Origin of the sequence: Owariibacterium komagatae, assembly GCF_045865535.1 — a bacterium.
Classification (GTDB): domain Bacteria; phylum Bacillota; class Clostridia; order Oscillospirales; family Ruminococcaceae; genus Ruthenibacterium; species Ruthenibacterium komagatae.
Window position 1 is genome coordinate 457,846 of sequence record NZ_AP031406.1, and the last position, 13,954, is coordinate 471,799.

The window sequence follows — 13,954 nt, forward strand, 5'->3', positions numbered from 1 at the left end:
AAAATGCCTCCAAATCAAATTACCTTCTCGCCCTTCAGGCGCACCAAGGCATAAAGAGCCGCTACTATCATTATAATCGGAATTGCTTGTAATTTACAATAGAAATAACGCTGATATTTGCAATTACCGTTAAAATCAGGCAAAATATCCACCTGTTTGAAATGCATGTTCAAAAAATTCTGCAACACGCCCAGCGTACTGCCCAGATAAGCATTGATGCGTCCATATTGAATCGCCGTCTGCGCCGCATCTTCCCCCTGAACGGGATACACAATCCGGATGTCCCGAATTTGAATCAGACGAAACACAATTCGCATCAGCCAGCAGGCCGTCGAAACAAGTTGCGCCAGCTGAGAAAGATCGAGTCTGCTCTTCTTCTTTTCCGAAGTAGCCTGCGCCTGCTCTTTTTCATCCGTATGCTGCTTGCTTTCGGCCGCCGGCTGGCCACTTTCCTTTCCCGGAGTCTTGGCTTCCTGTTTCTCACGCTTGGGATACAGCTGAAACGTCAGAAACAGCACTTTCAGCTTTATGACAACTTGGTCCTGCTGCAATTCAATCGGCACAGAAACCGGAAACAGCAAAAGCACGAGCAATAAAAGGAAGACAGCCAAAAGTGACCATCCCACAACAGCTAAAAAAGCACTCATTCCATCTGGTCCTCTTGCATCTTTTCATCGGGTTCCTGTGCCCCCGCGGCAATCGCTTCCAACGGATAATCATCCTCATGCAGCGGCGGCAAATCCAAAAGGCTTTTCAACCCGAATGTACGCAAAAACACATCGGTGGTACGGAACGACACCGGCCGTCCCGGAAGATCCAGTCGTCCGGCTTCCTCCACCAACCCCTTCTGAACCAGTTTTTGAATGGTGGAAGAGGAATCCACGCCGCGAACCTGTTCCACAAACGAACGCGACACAGGCTGATTATATGCGATAATCGCCAGCACTTCCAATGCTGCGGAAGACAGCGGCGTATTGCGCCGATTGTCCATCAAGGTTTTGATGGGAGCTGCATATTCATTTTTAGTTGCAAGCTGCCAGCGATCTTCCAGATGTAAAAGGCAGATTCCTCGATCCTGGGAAGCATAGTCATCTGACAGACTCAGCAAAACGCGCTCCATATCTTCCGTCTGCATTTCCAGCACCTCTGCAAGGCGCTCTGAACTGACCGGCTCGCCGTGGGCAAAAAGCATTGCCTCCACGGTTGCTTTTAATTGCCTGAGCTCCATTATCGTTCCTCCCGTTTGCGTTTGACCTTTAATGTCTCATCCTCTGCAATTTCAATGCGGCCGGCCCGCACCAGTTCCAGAACCGCCAAAAAGGTAGCGACTGTTTGGCTTCGGCTTCCATTGGCCTGAAAAAGCTGCCGAAGCCGCTTTACACGACCTGTGACCAGCCCTCTCAGCACTGCAATGATTCGTGACCCCACCGATACAAACGGTGCCGTTGTGAGCGGCTCAAACTGCTCCTGCTGCGGCGTCCGTTTCTTCACACTTCTTCCTTGCAGAGCATTGTAGGCATTTTCCAAAAGATATACATCATGGTGCAGCCGATATTCTGTATCAAACTGAATCTCTGCAGGCAAACGCACGACATGATAAATCCCTTCGCTCATCTGCTTCAGCTTTCCGGCAACTTCTTTGCACATGGAGTACTCCACCAACAGGCCCGTGAGTTCCTCTTTCATGCGCTCTGCTTCTTCACTTTTCGGCAAAAGAAAATAAGACTTCATTTGAACCAGGCGAGCTGCCATTTCGATAAATTCACTGGCGCTTTCCATTTGTTCAGGAGACAATTCATGTACTACTGAAACATATTGATCAATCAAAGAAACGATCTCTATGTCGTAAAGGTTCATTTTGTTTTTCGAAACAAGATACAGCAGAAGATCCAGCGGGCCTTCGAACTGATCTAATTTGAACGTCATTCCTTCCATGTCTCCCCCGTTCTCAAGCCATAAGAAGTTCTACAAACCCTGTGAGAAAATCCAGGCCCTGCAGCATCCAGCCATACAGAACATTCAGCGGGCCGTCAAGAACCCCCAGCCACAAAACAGCAAACAAGCAAAACAAAATCACACGCTCATAGCGCATAATTCCAAAATAAACCTTATCGGGCAGCAAAACATTGAAAATACGCGAGCCGTCCAAAGGCGGAACCGGCAGAAGATTGAACACAGCCAGTGTAATATTCACACTGATCATCGAATTCAAAACGCGCAGCACAAACAACCAAACGACGGCTGCAGTTGAATCCGCATTCGAAAAGACTGCTCCCGCGAACACATACCATAAAACCTTATACACTACCATACAGACAGCCGCCAGCAAAACATTGGCCAGCGGCCCTGCTGCAGCCGAAAGTGCCATATCACGGCGCGGATGTTTAAAATTCGTTCGTGCCGCCACCGGAACGGGCTTCGCCCATCCGAATCCAACCAAAATCATGCACAAAGCACCCAAAAGATCAAAATGCCGGACCGGGTTCAACGACATTCTTCCATACAATTTCGCTGTGGGGTCTCCAAGCTTATCCGACGCCCAGGCATGCGCAGCCTCATGAAACGGAATGGCCGTTAAAAGCGCAATTGCACGCGCCAAATAAAGTGCAAGTTTCGCATAGTCCATGGCTGAATTCCCTTCCTGTCAGATTCTTGTAGACACTCTATGATAGCACTTTTTCAACCAAATAACAACCATTTCAGTCTCCAGGCGTAGTTTTACACTGGCACACGCAAAAAATTTCTCGTATTTGAATTTATTTTAGAAAAAAACTTGCTTTTTTTTAAAATGTCTGGTATTATATTCTAGCTACTTGAAAAGAGGAGGTGCAGTACAATGGCAAAATGTGATTGCTGCGGTAAAGGTGTGGCGTTTGGTATTAAGGTTTCCCACTCTCATCGCCGCTCCAACCGTACTTGGAAACCCAACGTAAAAAGAGTGAAAGCGGTAGTCGACGGTTCTCCCCGTTATATCTACGCCTGCACCCGTTGCCTGCGTTCCGGTAAGGTTACCCGCGCTCTGTAATAAAAGAGAAAGCGCCGCCCGATCCTTTGATCGGGCGATTTTTTTATGATGAAAAAAGGCGTCCGGTCTTCCGGACGCCTTTTTTCATTTACTTTTCTTTTGAAAAAACTTGTACTCCGTGCCATTTCGAATGCGCTGAATATTGGAGCGATGCAACCAAATGACCAGTGCTCCCATAATGGCCGCGCCAATGGTCGTCGTCAAAATCACCGACAAATCGCTTTTCTGAATCAGCCAATAGTACAGAAAGGTCACCACGGGATAGGCTGCCGCACAACAGATACTGGAAAGGGAAACCATCTTTCCAGCTGCGAGAACGCCAAAAAACACAACCAAAAGCGGCAAAACCATTACAGGCGAGATTGCCACAATGGTTCCGGTTGCCACAGAAACAGCCTTACCACCTTTAAAGCCAAAGTACAACGGATAAACATGTCCCAGCACTGCGAAAAACGCTGCGAGATAGATTCCAAAAATCGCACCTAAAAAGTAAGATTGTTCCGAAGCCAACTGAGACCCGAAAAACCATTTTGCCAAAAGGACCGCCACAACCCCTTTTCCGATATCACCCACAACGGTCAGAGCGGCAGCCTTTTTTCCAAAAGTGCGCAAAACATTGGTCATTCCGGCGTTTCCGGAACCAAAATTTCGAATATCCTGATGATACAGCGTCTTGGACACAATCACAGAAAAGCTTAAAGAGCCCAATAAATACGGAATCAATACACAAAAGACAACGTACAGCAGAAAACCCTTCAAAACGATTCCTCCTTTACCTTATCCCGCCTGCTTCAGGCTTTCTCACCGCGTTCCCGAATCAAAATCCGGACAGGAGTACCCTCCAGCCCAAAGGTTTCACGAATCTGATTCTCAATGTAGCGCTGATAGGAAAAATGGAACAGCTGTTTGGAATTGCAGAAGCACACAAACGTGGGCGGCCGTGTAGAAATTTGCGTCATATAATAGATTTTCAGACGCTTACCTTTGTCGGAAGGCGGTTGAACACGTGCCGTCGCACGAGCCAAAAGATCATTCAGCACACCAGTCGTAACGCGGAGTGCATTCTGACTGTCCACATACTTGATCAGCTCAAACAGCCGGTCCACACGCTGGCCTGTTTTGGCCGAAATAAAAATGATCGGCGCATACGCCATAAAGCTAAAATCATTTTCCAGCTTTTTGCGCATCTCCTGCATGGTTTTATCATCTTTTTCAACAGCATCCCACTTATTAACTGCCACAATGCATGCTTTCCCCTGTTCATGAGCAAAGCCTGCCACCTTGGAATCCTGCTCGGTAAACCCGGTTGTCGCATCAATCATAATCACGCACACACGGGCACGCTCTACTGCGGCCAAACTGCGCAGAACACTGTAACGCTCCACACCGTCCTCTACTTTTCCACGCTTGCGAAGTCCCGCTGTATCAATGAAGACGAACTTTCCGTACTGGTTTTCCACGTCGCTGTCCACCGCATCACGAGTCGTCCCCGCTTCATTGGCTACGATCATGCGTTCCTCGCCGAGCACATAGTTGACCAGACTGGACTTACCCACATTGGGCCGGCCGATGACCGCCACTGTAATGCGATCGTCCTCTTCAACCTCTTCGCTCTGATCCGGCAGATACTCACAAATTTTTTCCAAAATATCACCGGTGCCATGACCATGCACAGAAGATACCGGATAGGGTTCCCCCAGCCCCAGGCTGTAAAAATCGTAGAGCTCCAGAGGGGGTGCTCCCAGAGAATCCACCTTATTCACAACAAGAACCACCGGTTTTCCCGAGCGCATCAGCATATTGGCAATGTCTGCATCCTGCGCCGTCACGCCCGCCCTCAAATCCGTCACGAACAAAATCGCCTGGGCGGTATCAATGGCAAGCTGCGCCTGCTGACGCATATGCAGCAAAATGCCGTCATCTACACTTGGTTCAATTCCACCTGTATCCACCAGCAAAAAGTTATGATTCTGCCATTCGCAGTTTCCATACAGGCGGTCGCGCGTAACGCCCGGCGTATCCTCTACGATTGCCAGACGCTGCCCGATCAATTTATTAAACAACGTCGATTTTCCCACATTGGGGCGACCAACGATGGCTACAATTGGTTTCGACATATGGAAATCCTTTCTTTCTCAGCGGATCAATTCCCGCAACATTTCTTCTCCGTTTTGCGGAATAATCCGCACTTTCACTTTCAAGGCCTTCTCCACCTGCTCCACGGTGATGTCATCCAAAAAGCGGTCCCGTTCCTCCCGCAGCATTACCTCCGGAATTCCCAGCACTCTGCTCTTCAGTTTTCCCTGAAGCTGTGCGATCAAATCCTGTCCTGTGACCAAACCCGCTACACTGACATTTCCGCCAAAGAAATCATTCTGAATGGGATGAACTTCCACACGAATGTGCGGCTGCCTGTCATGCAGCGCTTCCATCAGCATCCGGATCAAAGGCGCGGCCAAAGTCCCTGTCGCCACATCCACACGCCGCGGGAAGCGAGGATAGCGCTGTGTATCCAGCGCATTCATGAACTCGTCATGCAACGTGCGCCACATTCCCACACCATTTTCCAATTGGGGATATTCCCCATAATACTCATCCTGCGGAATGGGTCTTTGGGCCAGCAGGAACCATTCATCCGCCGGATAAATGATGCGTTCTCCCCGCTCCTTTTGGTACCGGTCTCCATACTCTTCCAGAATATCCAGGACCTGGCATGCCGTCTCACAGTCATACGGCTCCAGCGGATACAGCCCATCACGGTATTTGGTCAAGCCGCTGGGGACCGCAGCGATACTTTTAACTGCCGGATAAAGGCTGGCCAGTTTTTCAATACTCTTTCTGAGATGTTCCCCGTCATTGATCCCTCTGCAAAGGACCAGCTGGCAATTCATCTCAATGCCCGCTTCGGCAAATTCATCAATATAGCGCAACACTTCTCCGGCGTGCTTATTTCGCATCATTTTTACACGCAATTCCGGTTCCACCGTGTGGACAGAAATATTGATGGGTGAAATGTGCATTTTCTTGATGCGGTCGATCTCGTGAGCGCTGAGATTCGTCAGTGTCACATAATTTCCGAACAGAAACGACAAACGCTCGTCATCGTCCTTAAAATAAAGCGTTTCCCGCATTCCCTTCGGCATCTGATCAATGAAGCAGAACATGCATTTGTTTTTGCAGGAATGCTTTTTATCGATCAAATAGCTTTCAAAACTGCACCCCAGCGGCTGGTATTCCTCTTTTTCAATTTGAAGATATTCCAGCTTTGCCCCCCGCATGACAGCCAGTTCCAGATGCGCACCCGAAGAATAAAACTCATAATCAAGCATATCGTTGATCTCGTTGCCATCAATGGAAAGCAGCGTTCCGCCTGCAAGCTTTGCCGCTTCTGCTGGAGAACCTTTTTCCACATCTGTGACGCGTACAGCCAAACAGCGCACATCCTTTCAAAAGAAAAATCAGAAAACAACCGAGAATAAAAAACAAAGGGGAAGGTTTCCCTTCCCCATGTCTTTCTGCGGGAAGCCAATTACGCTTCCTTTTTCACGATTTCCTTGCCCTTGTAGTAGCCGCAATTGCCGCATACCTGATGGGGAAGTTTATACTCGCCGCACTGCGTGCATTTCGCCAGCGTGGGCGCAGTCAGCTTCCACACGGAGGAGCGCCTCTTATCGCGTCTTGCCTTGGAAACCTTTCTCTTGGGTACTGCCACTATAAGCACCTCCTCGTTGTGTGAATCATTTAAGATAGCAGTTGTTTTAATATAGAAAGCCTTTCATCTGTGGCATCGTTGGTTTCATGCGTGCAAGCACATGGTTTTTTTCTGCCACAAACGGGGCAAAGCCCTGCACAGTCATCGCTGCAAAGCAGCACTGTCGGTATTTCGAGCAAAAGCTCTGAATAAACAAGTTCCTTTGTGTCCAGCTGTCCATCTTCCGTAAACGGAAGTTCCGCATCCGGATCTGTCAGATCCGCCTGCCGAATCGGATAACTTCTCTCCACATCGAAAACCTGCTGTGATCTTTCAAGGCAACGGGCACACTCATAAACAGCCTGTGCTCGAAAACAAAGTTCCGTCTCCAATACATTTCCATGAAGGACCAAACAAAGCTCCAAGTGTATGGGATCAGGTACCTCATACCCCGGAAAATCCTCCTTGGAAAGATCCAACTCCTCGGATACTTTCACAGGCGCATCATATGTGCTGAAAATCTTTTTGATATCAAGCAGCATACGCAACACTCCTCAAAAGGTCGCTTAGCTATTATAACTGCAAAGTGTTGGTTTGTCAATACTATTTGTAGAAAAAAAGCACGCAAAACAACAGAAAACGCAGGGACCCGCACGCAGGTCCCTGCAGCAAAAGTTTTGCAGATTACAGATATTTTTTTACACCATCTGTCAGCTGATCCATATTGGCAGAAACCGTGACAACGACCTTCACCGTGTCACCAGCCAGCGCATTGACTTTATCCAGCAGAACGCCCAGGCCTTCCATGTCGTGATTGCCCAATTTCAGCACGCCATCCAGATAAACTTCCACGATGTCGTAGTTGCCGGCCAAAATACCAGCCATGAAGCCGTACAACATCTCATACCCTTCAATTTTGTACTCATCCACATCAATCAAACGGGCATTGTGGTCAATATCATAGGTGAGCTTCATCGACTTCTCAATGCAAACAATGTTGCCCGGAGTCGTCTTCGCGCTCTCATTAATCATATCAATCATTTTTTTGGTCTTGCCGGAGCCTTTGCCGCCAATAATCAGTTGAATCATAGGAATGCCTCCTTTATTTTGACACCATCCGGTGCATTTAACGAAGTTTCGCTTCCAGTTCCGCCTTGCGGTCCTCATAGCCAGGTTTTCCCAGCAGGGCAAACATATTCTTTTTGTAGCTCTCCACGCCGGGCTGATTGAAGGGATTGACTCCCATCAGATAACCGGAAATTGCGCAGGCTTTCTCAAAGAAATAAATCAGGTAGCCCAGGTTAAATTCCGTCAGACTTTCAACTTCCAACAGAACATTGGGAACCCCGCCGTCTGTATGCGCAAGAATGGTTCCTTCCATCGCCTTGCGGTTCACAACGCTCATATTCTGATCTGCCAGGAAATTGAGGCCATCGAAATTCTCGTCGCTCTTTTCAATGTACAGATCCTTCTGAGGTTTCTGAATATCCACCACTGTTTCGAACATAATGCGGGCGCCGTCCTGCACAAACTGTCCCATGGAATGCAGATCCGTGGAGAAAATCACGCTGGCGGGGAACAAACCCTTCTGATCCTTGCCCTCGGATTCACCAAACAGTTGTTTGTACCACTCGTTCATCAATGTGAAATTGGGCTCATAGCAGGCCAGCAGTTCCACAGCTTTTCCCTTGCGATACAAAATATTGCGCGTTGCCGCGTAACGATAACAGTCATTGTTTTCATCGCAAACAGCCAACGCCTCACGGGCGGCTGCCGCGCCAGCCATCAGCTGATCGATATCGCATCCCGCCGCTGCAATAGGCAGAAGACCGACTGCAGTGAGTACAGAATAGCGTCCGCCAACGTCGTCAGGAACCACAAACGTCTCATATCCCTCAGCGTCAGCCAATTCCTTCAGTGTGCCACGCGCCTTATCCGTGGTCGCATAAATGCGGCTTCTGGCGCCTTCCTTGCCATACTTTTTCTCCAGCATGTTGCGGAAAACACGGAAAGCAATCGCAGGCTCCGTCGTTGTGCCGGATTTGGAAATGATATTAACGGAAACATCCTTGCCTTCGCAAAGTGAAATCACATCCTGCAGGTATGCCGGACTGATGGAATTGCCCACATAAAAAATCTGCGGCGTTTTTTTGCAGGTATTGTTATACAGTGTTCCCTTCAGCGCTTCAATCGCCGCACGGGCGCCCAGATAACTTCCGCCGATACCGATCACGATCAGCACATCGCTGTCAGAAATGATTTTCGCCGCCGCTTTTTTGATGCGCGCAAACTCTTCCTTGTCATAATTGACGGGAAGATCCAACCAACCGAGGAAATCATTTCCCTGTCCCTGCCCGCTGTGGAGCAACTCATGCGCAAGTTTCACCTGCGGAAAAAGCGCCTTGTATTCATCTTCACTGATAAACGGAGCAAGATGCTTGCCATTCATTTTGACACTCATACAGAAACCTCCGAACATTTGATTTTTATATATTAACTATATCAGAAGGTCTGTCCGGTGTCAATTAAAGGCATGGATTTTTATAAAGTAAATATCGCGTGGGAAAGCAAAGAAAAAGCCGTTGAAAAATCCATTTTTGAAACATCGCCCGCTGCCGTCACCGGGTACGTGCCGATGACGGACTGCTCCGTTTTCAGGGTCACTTCTCCCACCTTTTCCCCCTTCTGGACCGGAGCTTCCATCTGCTGGGGAAGCGTCGTTTCAGCCGTTAATGTCTTCCCTTCTCCCTTTTTCAGCAGAATCTTCTCCGGTATCTCATAAGAGAGCGTCACCTGTTGACTGACACCACCTTTGACCGGAAGTGTCTCCACTCTTCCGGCAATCGACGGAAATTCCGCCGTTTCATAGTTGGCAAAGCCGTAATCCAGAAGCTGCGTCGCCGCTTCAAATCGCTCTCCGCTGGACGGAGAGCCCAGCACAACCGCCAGAAGACTCATTCCGTCGCGTTCGGCAGACGCGGAAATACACACGCCCGCGCCATTTGTGGTACCCGTTTTCAAGCCGGTAATTCCCGGGTAGCTTTTCAGAAGTTTATTGGTGTTTACCATCTGTGTTTCGCCGTTGCGCAAGCTGTCCATCCAAATTCCGCAGTACTCCAGAATTTTGGGGTGTTTGAGCAACTCCATCGACATGATCGACACATCTCTCGCAGAAGAATAGTGCCCCGCTTCATCCAATCCGCAGGCGTTTACAAAATGAGTGTGATTCATCCCCAATTCTTTTGCCTTGGCGTTCATCATTTCCGCAAACACGGGCTCCGATCCGCCCACAAATTCCGCCACAGCCACAGCTGCATCATTTGCCGAACATACACAGATTGCTTTGATCAATTCATCCAGCGTGAACTGCTCTCCCGGCTCCAGCCAAATCTGGCTGCCCCCCATATTATAGGCATGTTCCGAAATCGGAACAATATCCGTCATGGAAACCTTTCCCGCTTTCACTGCCTCCAGTGTCAAAAGAAGCGTCATCACTTTTGTAATGGATGCGATCGGGACTTCGTCATCCGGCCCCTGTTCATAGAGTACCGTTCCCGTATTCACATTGACCAGGATGGCGTTTCTGCAAGGCAGATTCAGTTCGGTGGAATTTTCCGCCCAGGCGTGCGGTGCCGCCAACCCCAGACAAATTGTCGCGACAAGCATAAGCGCCGTGAAATTTTTCCATATGACTGTCCTCTTCATGCGCATATCCCTCCTCGATGATTTCAATCAATCATATGAGGGTGGGTTGTGATTTTATCCGCATTTCTGTATAATAAAGTCACAAATGAACGAGGTGACATTTTGAAAATTACATTTTATACCTTGGGCTGCAAGGTCAATCAAAACGAAACCGGTGCCCTGGAACAGTTGTTCTGCGACAACGGTTTTTCGCTGGCGCAGCCGACGGAAGACGCCGATGTGTATATTGTAAACAGCTGTACGGTAACCGCCGGTGGTGACAAGAAAAGCCGGCAATGGCTGCGCCGCGCCAAGCGGCAGAATCCCGACGCCGTTACCGTATTGACCGGATGCTATCCGCAGGCATTTCCCCAGGAGGCATCGCAGGCAACGGAAGCGGACATCATTACCGGCAGCAAAAACCGCGCACACTTGCTGGACAATGTTCTCTCTTTTCTGCAAACGCGCGAGCGCATCGTGGACATCGCGCCGCATCAGCAGCGGGATTTGTTTGAGGAACTGCCGATGGAGTCACTGGCAGGCCACACCCGTGCTTTCATGAAAATTGAAGACGGATGCAACCGTCGTTGTGCCTATTGCGTTATTCCTCGCGCACGCGGAAATGTGCGAAGCCGCCAGGAGGAAAACATTTTGAAAGAACTCGCAGTGCTTGCCCGCGCAGGCTATCGCGAAGTTGTTTTTTCCGGAATCAATTTATCCAGCTACGGACAGGACACTCAAACCAATCTGGCTCAAATCGTGGAGAAAGCAGCTCAGGTAGAGGGAATCGAACGCATTCGCCTGGGAAGCCTTGAACCGGATCTTCTGGACGATGCCTGCATTCAGCAAATGGCCGCCGTCAAAGAACTGTGCCCTCAGTTCCATCTTTCGCTGCAAAGCGGCTGTACACCAACGCTTCGCCGGATGAGACGTGTGTACACAGCAGATGAATACCGCACGGTTGTCCGGAAACTGCGCGCCTCTTTTCCCGGCGCTACTTTTACCACCGACATCATTGTGGGATTCCCGGGAGAAACCGAAGAGGAATTCGCCGAAACGGTTTCTTTCGTGCGTGAGATTGGTTTTTTGAAAGTCCATGTTTTCTCCTATTCGCGCCGTGCAGGCACACCCGCTTACGACATGCCCGACCAAGTGGACGAATCCGTTAAGGCGCAGCGAAACCACCTTCTGCAGAAAGAAGCAGATGCCATCCGTAGTGAAATTATTCGCGCAAGAGAAGGTCAAACAGTCGAAGTTCTTCTGGAAAAACCGGTCGCCAAAGATCGCTATACCGGCTATACCAAAGAATACATTCCCGTTTTGATCCATGCCCCCGGACATGTGCAAGGGGAAATCGTGCCGGCCCGGTTGGGCTCGTTTGACGGCGAACGTTGTACAGCCGACCCACTTATGTAAAAAAGGACGGAACCGAGTTGGTTCCGTCCTTTTATTGTTTACCGAAAACCCCCGGCTGTGCCGGGGAGTTCTCAAAAAGCTTTAGCGTTGCATAGGAAATAAAAACTCCTTTTGATACAATAAAGATGCGGTCTGCCAACTGCACTAAAGTATCAAAAGGAGGACAAAAGGCATGACGCCTAATGACAAGAATAGTTTAGCACATACAACATGGAACTGCAAATATCACATAGTATTTGCGCCGAAGTATCGCAGAAAAATCTTTTACAAAGAAAACCGTGTGGAAATAGGGAAGATATTGAGAGAATTATGCAATTGGAAACAAGTGAAAATAGTAGAGGCGGAAGTGTGTCCGGATCATATCCACATGCTGGTGGAAATACCGCCTAAGATGAGTGTATCCAGTTTCGTAGGTTTTCTCAAGGGGAAAAGCAGTCTGATCATTTTCGAGAGACATTCCAATTTGAAGTACAAATATGGAAACAGGCAGTTTTGGTGCCGTGGATACTATGTCGATACAGCAGGTAAGAACGCAAAGAAGATTGCGGAGTATATCCAAAACCAACTCAAAGAAGATCAGATTGAGGATCAGATGACCCTTAAAGAATACATAGACCCGTTTACGGGTAGCAAGTAATATTCTTTCGCAGGTGGCAGACCGTACCAACGCCTTTAGGCGTGGCTAGTATTTTAGGGCTTTGCCCGCTTCTGAAGAACCACCAGCTTCGCTGGTGGGTTACTATTTTGAAATCACTCTCTGAATGCTTTGAACAAATTCGTTTCTTTGCAGATTTCCGCGATCGAGAAGCGTAATCCCCAAATCTCTGGCGCGCTGGGACAGCGGACGATTTTCCTCGTGTACATTCGCAGCCGTCAGCATTACGGTCCGGGTTCTCTCACCGCCGAATTTTTGACTCAGGATTTTAATCTCCGTCAACGCCAGCGGCGAAGGCACTCCCATTTTGCAGGAGATGAAAACGGGCGTAACGCCTTCGACGATCAGAATATCGATTTCATTCCTTGTGCTTGGTGTACGCCCGTGGGCATTATCCCAATCCACAATGACGCTGGTTCGAACGTCCCCGAACAAACCGCTTTGACGTGCCGCAAAATAGCCGTACAGTTCCAGCCAAATGCCATGATTCTGCAGGCACTTTTTCATTTGTTCGTCCCGATACCGAAACTGGACCTCATCCCCCTGCACTGTCAGTCTTTGAATCGCGCCGCAGGCGGCAAGACGCTCCAGAATATTTTCGTTGCACCGCGCAGTAACCTGCTTGTTGACACGAATCGTCTTCGGTGCACGAATCCACAAATCTTCTTCCTGCTTGCCCACTCCGGCCGCCTGAAAATAGCCTACTGCGCTACCCCACGCCTCGGGATTCTTCAGTACAATATTCCAGATGTCCGGCACGCTGCGCTCAAACTCCTCGTTCATCTCAGCCGGCGAAAAATGGCCATACCCTACCAGTTTGGCTCCTGCCAGAGAAAACACATCCTCTGCCGTAAACTGCGGCACACAAAAACGCTCTGCCAAATCTTCGCAACCGCACAGGTTCACCAGTTTTTTCCGCTCCAGATCAATGTAATAGGCCCGAACATTTTTCTCCTTGCAAAAAATCCCGGCCATGAGAAGCACCAGATCTTTTCCGCCTGTGCAGTCAAACGCACAATCCGGATAGTCCCTGCAAATTGCTTCCATGGTTTTCCAAATGGCGGTCACATCGGAAGTATTGATATAGTAAAACCGTGACTGTGTGCGCAGACCTCTGCTTTTGAACAGTCTTTCGACCGCAGTCTCCTTCCGAAGCGAAGAGTCACGGGCGTCGCAGATATAAACCACCATATCCGGCTCAAACACGCACGCAGACAAAATATTTTCCAGCGGTTCTTTATCATACAATTCCACAATTGTTTTCATCGTACAACGCCTTCTTTTCCCGCTTCTGGGGCGATTTTCTTTCTTTCATTTTAATGCCTGTGCGGATACAGCGCAAGCCGATGTTGTCATTTTGCGCAAATCCGGTATAATGAAAAAGAATCCCGTCTTTTCGCACACAAGGACCTGTAAAAGAAAAGACAGATTTGTGAAAGTTTTTTCCAACTTGTAACGTATCATACATAGAAAGGTTCGTGAG

Annotated in this window: 17 protein-coding genes; 3 read left to right on the forward strand and 14 right to left on the reverse strand. The window is 48.9% G+C overall.

Translation table 11 applies throughout. The features are described 5' to 3' along the window. Positions 1 to 14: 14 nt before the first annotated feature. The 4 genes from ACKTS9_RS02375 to ACKTS9_RS02390 are packed head-to-tail and all read right to left on the reverse strand — an operon-like array spanning position 15 to position 2,626. Positions 15 to 647, reverse strand: a complete 633-nt coding sequence (locus tag ACKTS9_RS02375; RefSeq protein WP_407878735.1) for a DUF2953 domain-containing protein — start codon at positions 645 to 647, stop codon at positions 15 to 17. Further along, entirely contained in the window at positions 644 to 1,228 is a 585-nt protein-coding gene (gene scpB, locus ACKTS9_RS02380) for an SMC-Scp complex subunit ScpB (protein WP_349214857.1), read from the reverse strand. Before scpB ends, ACKTS9_RS02375 begins: the two co-directional genes overlap by 4 nt. Beyond that, the gene (locus tag ACKTS9_RS02385) at positions 1,228 to 1,926 is read right to left on the reverse strand and encodes a segregation and condensation protein A (RefSeq protein ID WP_349214858.1); all 699 of its coding nucleotides are present in this window, start codon (positions 1,924 to 1,926) and stop codon (positions 1,228 to 1,230) included. Before ACKTS9_RS02385 ends, scpB begins: the two co-directional genes overlap by 1 nt. Before the next feature lie 22 nt (positions 1,927 to 1,948). After that, a complete protein-coding gene (locus ACKTS9_RS02390) occupies positions 1,949 to 2,626 on the reverse strand; it encodes a site-2 protease family protein (RefSeq protein ID WP_407878738.1) in 678 nt (225 codons plus the stop codon). Between the two features lie 210 nt (positions 2,627 to 2,836). Between ACKTS9_RS02390 and rpmB the strand changes: the two genes are divergently transcribed. Next, positions 2,837 to 3,025: a 50S ribosomal protein L28 gene (gene rpmB, locus ACKTS9_RS02395; RefSeq protein WP_349214860.1), complete on the forward strand. Its 189-nt coding sequence runs from the start codon at positions 2,837 to 2,839 to the stop codon at positions 3,023 to 3,025. Between the two features lie 84 nt (positions 3,026 to 3,109). Here the strand turns inward: rpmB and plsY are convergent, their stop codons facing one another. The 8 genes from plsY to ACKTS9_RS02435 all read right to left on the reverse strand — a co-directional run bounded on the left by plsY (position 3,110) and on the right by ACKTS9_RS02435 (position 10,421). After that, a complete protein-coding gene (gene plsY / locus ACKTS9_RS02400; protein WP_349214861.1) occupies positions 3,110 to 3,784 on the reverse strand; it encodes a glycerol-3-phosphate 1-O-acyltransferase PlsY in 675 nt (224 codons plus the stop codon). A gap of 32 nt (positions 3,785 to 3,816) precedes the next feature. Beyond that, on the reverse strand, positions 3,817 to 5,142 hold the full coding sequence (gene der / locus ACKTS9_RS02405) for a ribosome biogenesis GTPase Der (RefSeq protein ID WP_407878741.1): 1,326 nt from the start codon (positions 5,140 to 5,142) through the stop codon (positions 3,817 to 3,819). Between the two features lie 18 nt (positions 5,143 to 5,160). Beyond that, positions 5,161 to 6,465 (reverse strand): DUF512 domain-containing protein, encoded by a 1,305-nt coding sequence (locus ACKTS9_RS02410; RefSeq protein ID WP_349214863.1) that lies wholly within the window; start codon positions 6,463 to 6,465, stop codon positions 5,161 to 5,163. Between the two features lie 89 nt (positions 6,466 to 6,554). Continuing rightward, complete coding sequence (rpmF, locus tag ACKTS9_RS02415) at positions 6,555 to 6,737, reverse strand: 50S ribosomal protein L32 (RefSeq protein ID WP_349214864.1); 183 nt, start codon at positions 6,735 to 6,737, stop codon at positions 6,555 to 6,557. A gap of 29 nt (positions 6,738 to 6,766) precedes the next feature. Next, entirely contained in the window at positions 6,767 to 7,258 is a 492-nt protein-coding gene (locus tag ACKTS9_RS02420) for a YceD family protein (protein WP_407878744.1), read from the reverse strand. A gap of 142 nt (positions 7,259 to 7,400) precedes the next feature. After that, positions 7,401 to 7,805, reverse strand: a complete 405-nt coding sequence (locus ACKTS9_RS02425; protein WP_349214866.1) for a hypothetical protein — start codon at positions 7,803 to 7,805, stop codon at positions 7,401 to 7,403. A 37-nt stretch (positions 7,806 to 7,842) separates the two neighbouring features. Continuing rightward, positions 7,843 to 9,177 (reverse strand): glucose-6-phosphate isomerase, encoded by a 1,335-nt coding sequence (locus ACKTS9_RS02430; protein ID WP_407878746.1) that lies wholly within the window; start codon positions 9,175 to 9,177, stop codon positions 7,843 to 7,845. An 80-nt stretch (positions 9,178 to 9,257) separates the two neighbouring features. Beyond that, positions 9,258 to 10,421: a D-alanyl-D-alanine carboxypeptidase family protein gene (locus ACKTS9_RS02435; protein ID WP_407878748.1), complete on the reverse strand. Its 1,164-nt coding sequence runs from the start codon at positions 10,419 to 10,421 to the stop codon at positions 9,258 to 9,260. Between the two features lie 102 nt (positions 10,422 to 10,523). Between ACKTS9_RS02435 and mtaB the strand changes: the two genes are divergently transcribed. Together mtaB and tnpA are read left to right on the forward strand one after the other, a co-directional pair. Next, a complete protein-coding gene (gene mtaB, locus ACKTS9_RS02440) occupies positions 10,524 to 11,816 on the forward strand; it encodes a tRNA (N(6)-L-threonylcarbamoyladenosine(37)-C(2))-methylthiotransferase MtaB (protein WP_407878750.1) in 1,293 nt (430 codons plus the stop codon). Between the two features lie 172 nt (positions 11,817 to 11,988). Beyond that, entirely contained in the window at positions 11,989 to 12,453 is a 465-nt protein-coding gene (gene tnpA, locus ACKTS9_RS02445) for an IS200/IS605 family transposase (protein ID WP_349215395.1), read from the forward strand. A gap of 102 nt (positions 12,454 to 12,555) precedes the next feature. Here tnpA and ACKTS9_RS02450 read toward each other — a convergent pair whose 3' ends face one another. Both ACKTS9_RS02450 and ACKTS9_RS02455 read right to left on the reverse strand, forming a co-directional pair. Beyond that, entirely contained in the window at positions 12,556 to 13,737 is a 1,182-nt protein-coding gene (locus ACKTS9_RS02450) for a hypothetical protein (protein ID WP_407878752.1), read from the reverse strand. Further along, complete coding sequence (locus ACKTS9_RS02455) at positions 13,712 to 13,939, reverse strand: hypothetical protein (protein WP_407878754.1); 228 nt, start codon at positions 13,937 to 13,939, stop codon at positions 13,712 to 13,714. The genes ACKTS9_RS02450 and ACKTS9_RS02455 overlap by 26 nt, the downstream gene beginning before the upstream one ends. Positions 13,940 to 13,954: the final 15 nt, after the last annotated feature.

Excerpts from the sequence above, each read along its gene's own strand:
- ACKTS9_RS02375 (WP_407878735.1), bottom strand. The coding sequence starts at position 647 with ATGAGTGCTTTTTTAGCTGTTGTGGGATGGTCACTTTTGGCTGTCTTC.
- scpB (WP_349214857.1), bottom strand. The coding sequence starts at position 1,228 with ATGGAGCTCAGGCAATTAAAAGCAACCGTGGAGGCAATGCTTTTTGCC.
- ACKTS9_RS02385 (WP_349214858.1), bottom strand. The coding sequence starts at position 1,926 with ATGACGTTCAAATTAGATCAGTTCGAAGGCCCGCTGGATCTTCTGCTG.
- ACKTS9_RS02390 (WP_407878738.1), bottom strand. The coding sequence starts at position 2,626 with ATGGACTATGCGAAACTTGCACTTTATTTGGCGCGTGCAATTGCGCTT.
- rpmB (WP_349214860.1), top strand. The coding sequence starts at position 2,837 with ATGGCAAAATGTGATTGCTGCGGTAAAGGTGTGGCGTTTGGTATTAAG.
- der (WP_407878741.1), bottom strand. The coding sequence starts at position 5,142 with ATGTCGAAACCAATTGTAGCCATCGTTGGTCGCCCCAATGTGGGAAAA.
- ACKTS9_RS02420 (WP_407878744.1), bottom strand. The coding sequence starts at position 7,258 with ATGCTGCTTGATATCAAAAAGATTTTCAGCACATATGATGCGCCTGTG.
- ACKTS9_RS02425 (WP_349214866.1), bottom strand. The coding sequence starts at position 7,805 with ATGATTCAACTGATTATTGGCGGCAAAGGCTCCGGCAAGACCAAAAAA.
- ACKTS9_RS02430 (WP_407878746.1), bottom strand. The coding sequence starts at position 9,177 with ATGAGTGTCAAAATGAATGGCAAGCATCTTGCTCCGTTTATCAGTGAA.
- ACKTS9_RS02435 (WP_407878748.1), bottom strand. The coding sequence starts at position 10,421 with ATGAAGAGGACAGTCATATGGAAAAATTTCACGGCGCTTATGCTTGTC.
- tnpA (WP_349215395.1), top strand. The coding sequence starts at position 11,989 with ATGACGCCTAATGACAAGAATAGTTTAGCACATACAACATGGAACTGC.
- ACKTS9_RS02450 (WP_407878752.1), bottom strand. The coding sequence starts at position 13,737 with ATGAAAACAATTGTGGAATTGTATGATAAAGAACCGCTGGAAAATATT.
- ACKTS9_RS02455 (WP_407878754.1), bottom strand. The coding sequence starts at position 13,939 with ATGTATGATACGTTACAAGTTGGAAAAAACTTTCACAAATCTGTCTTT.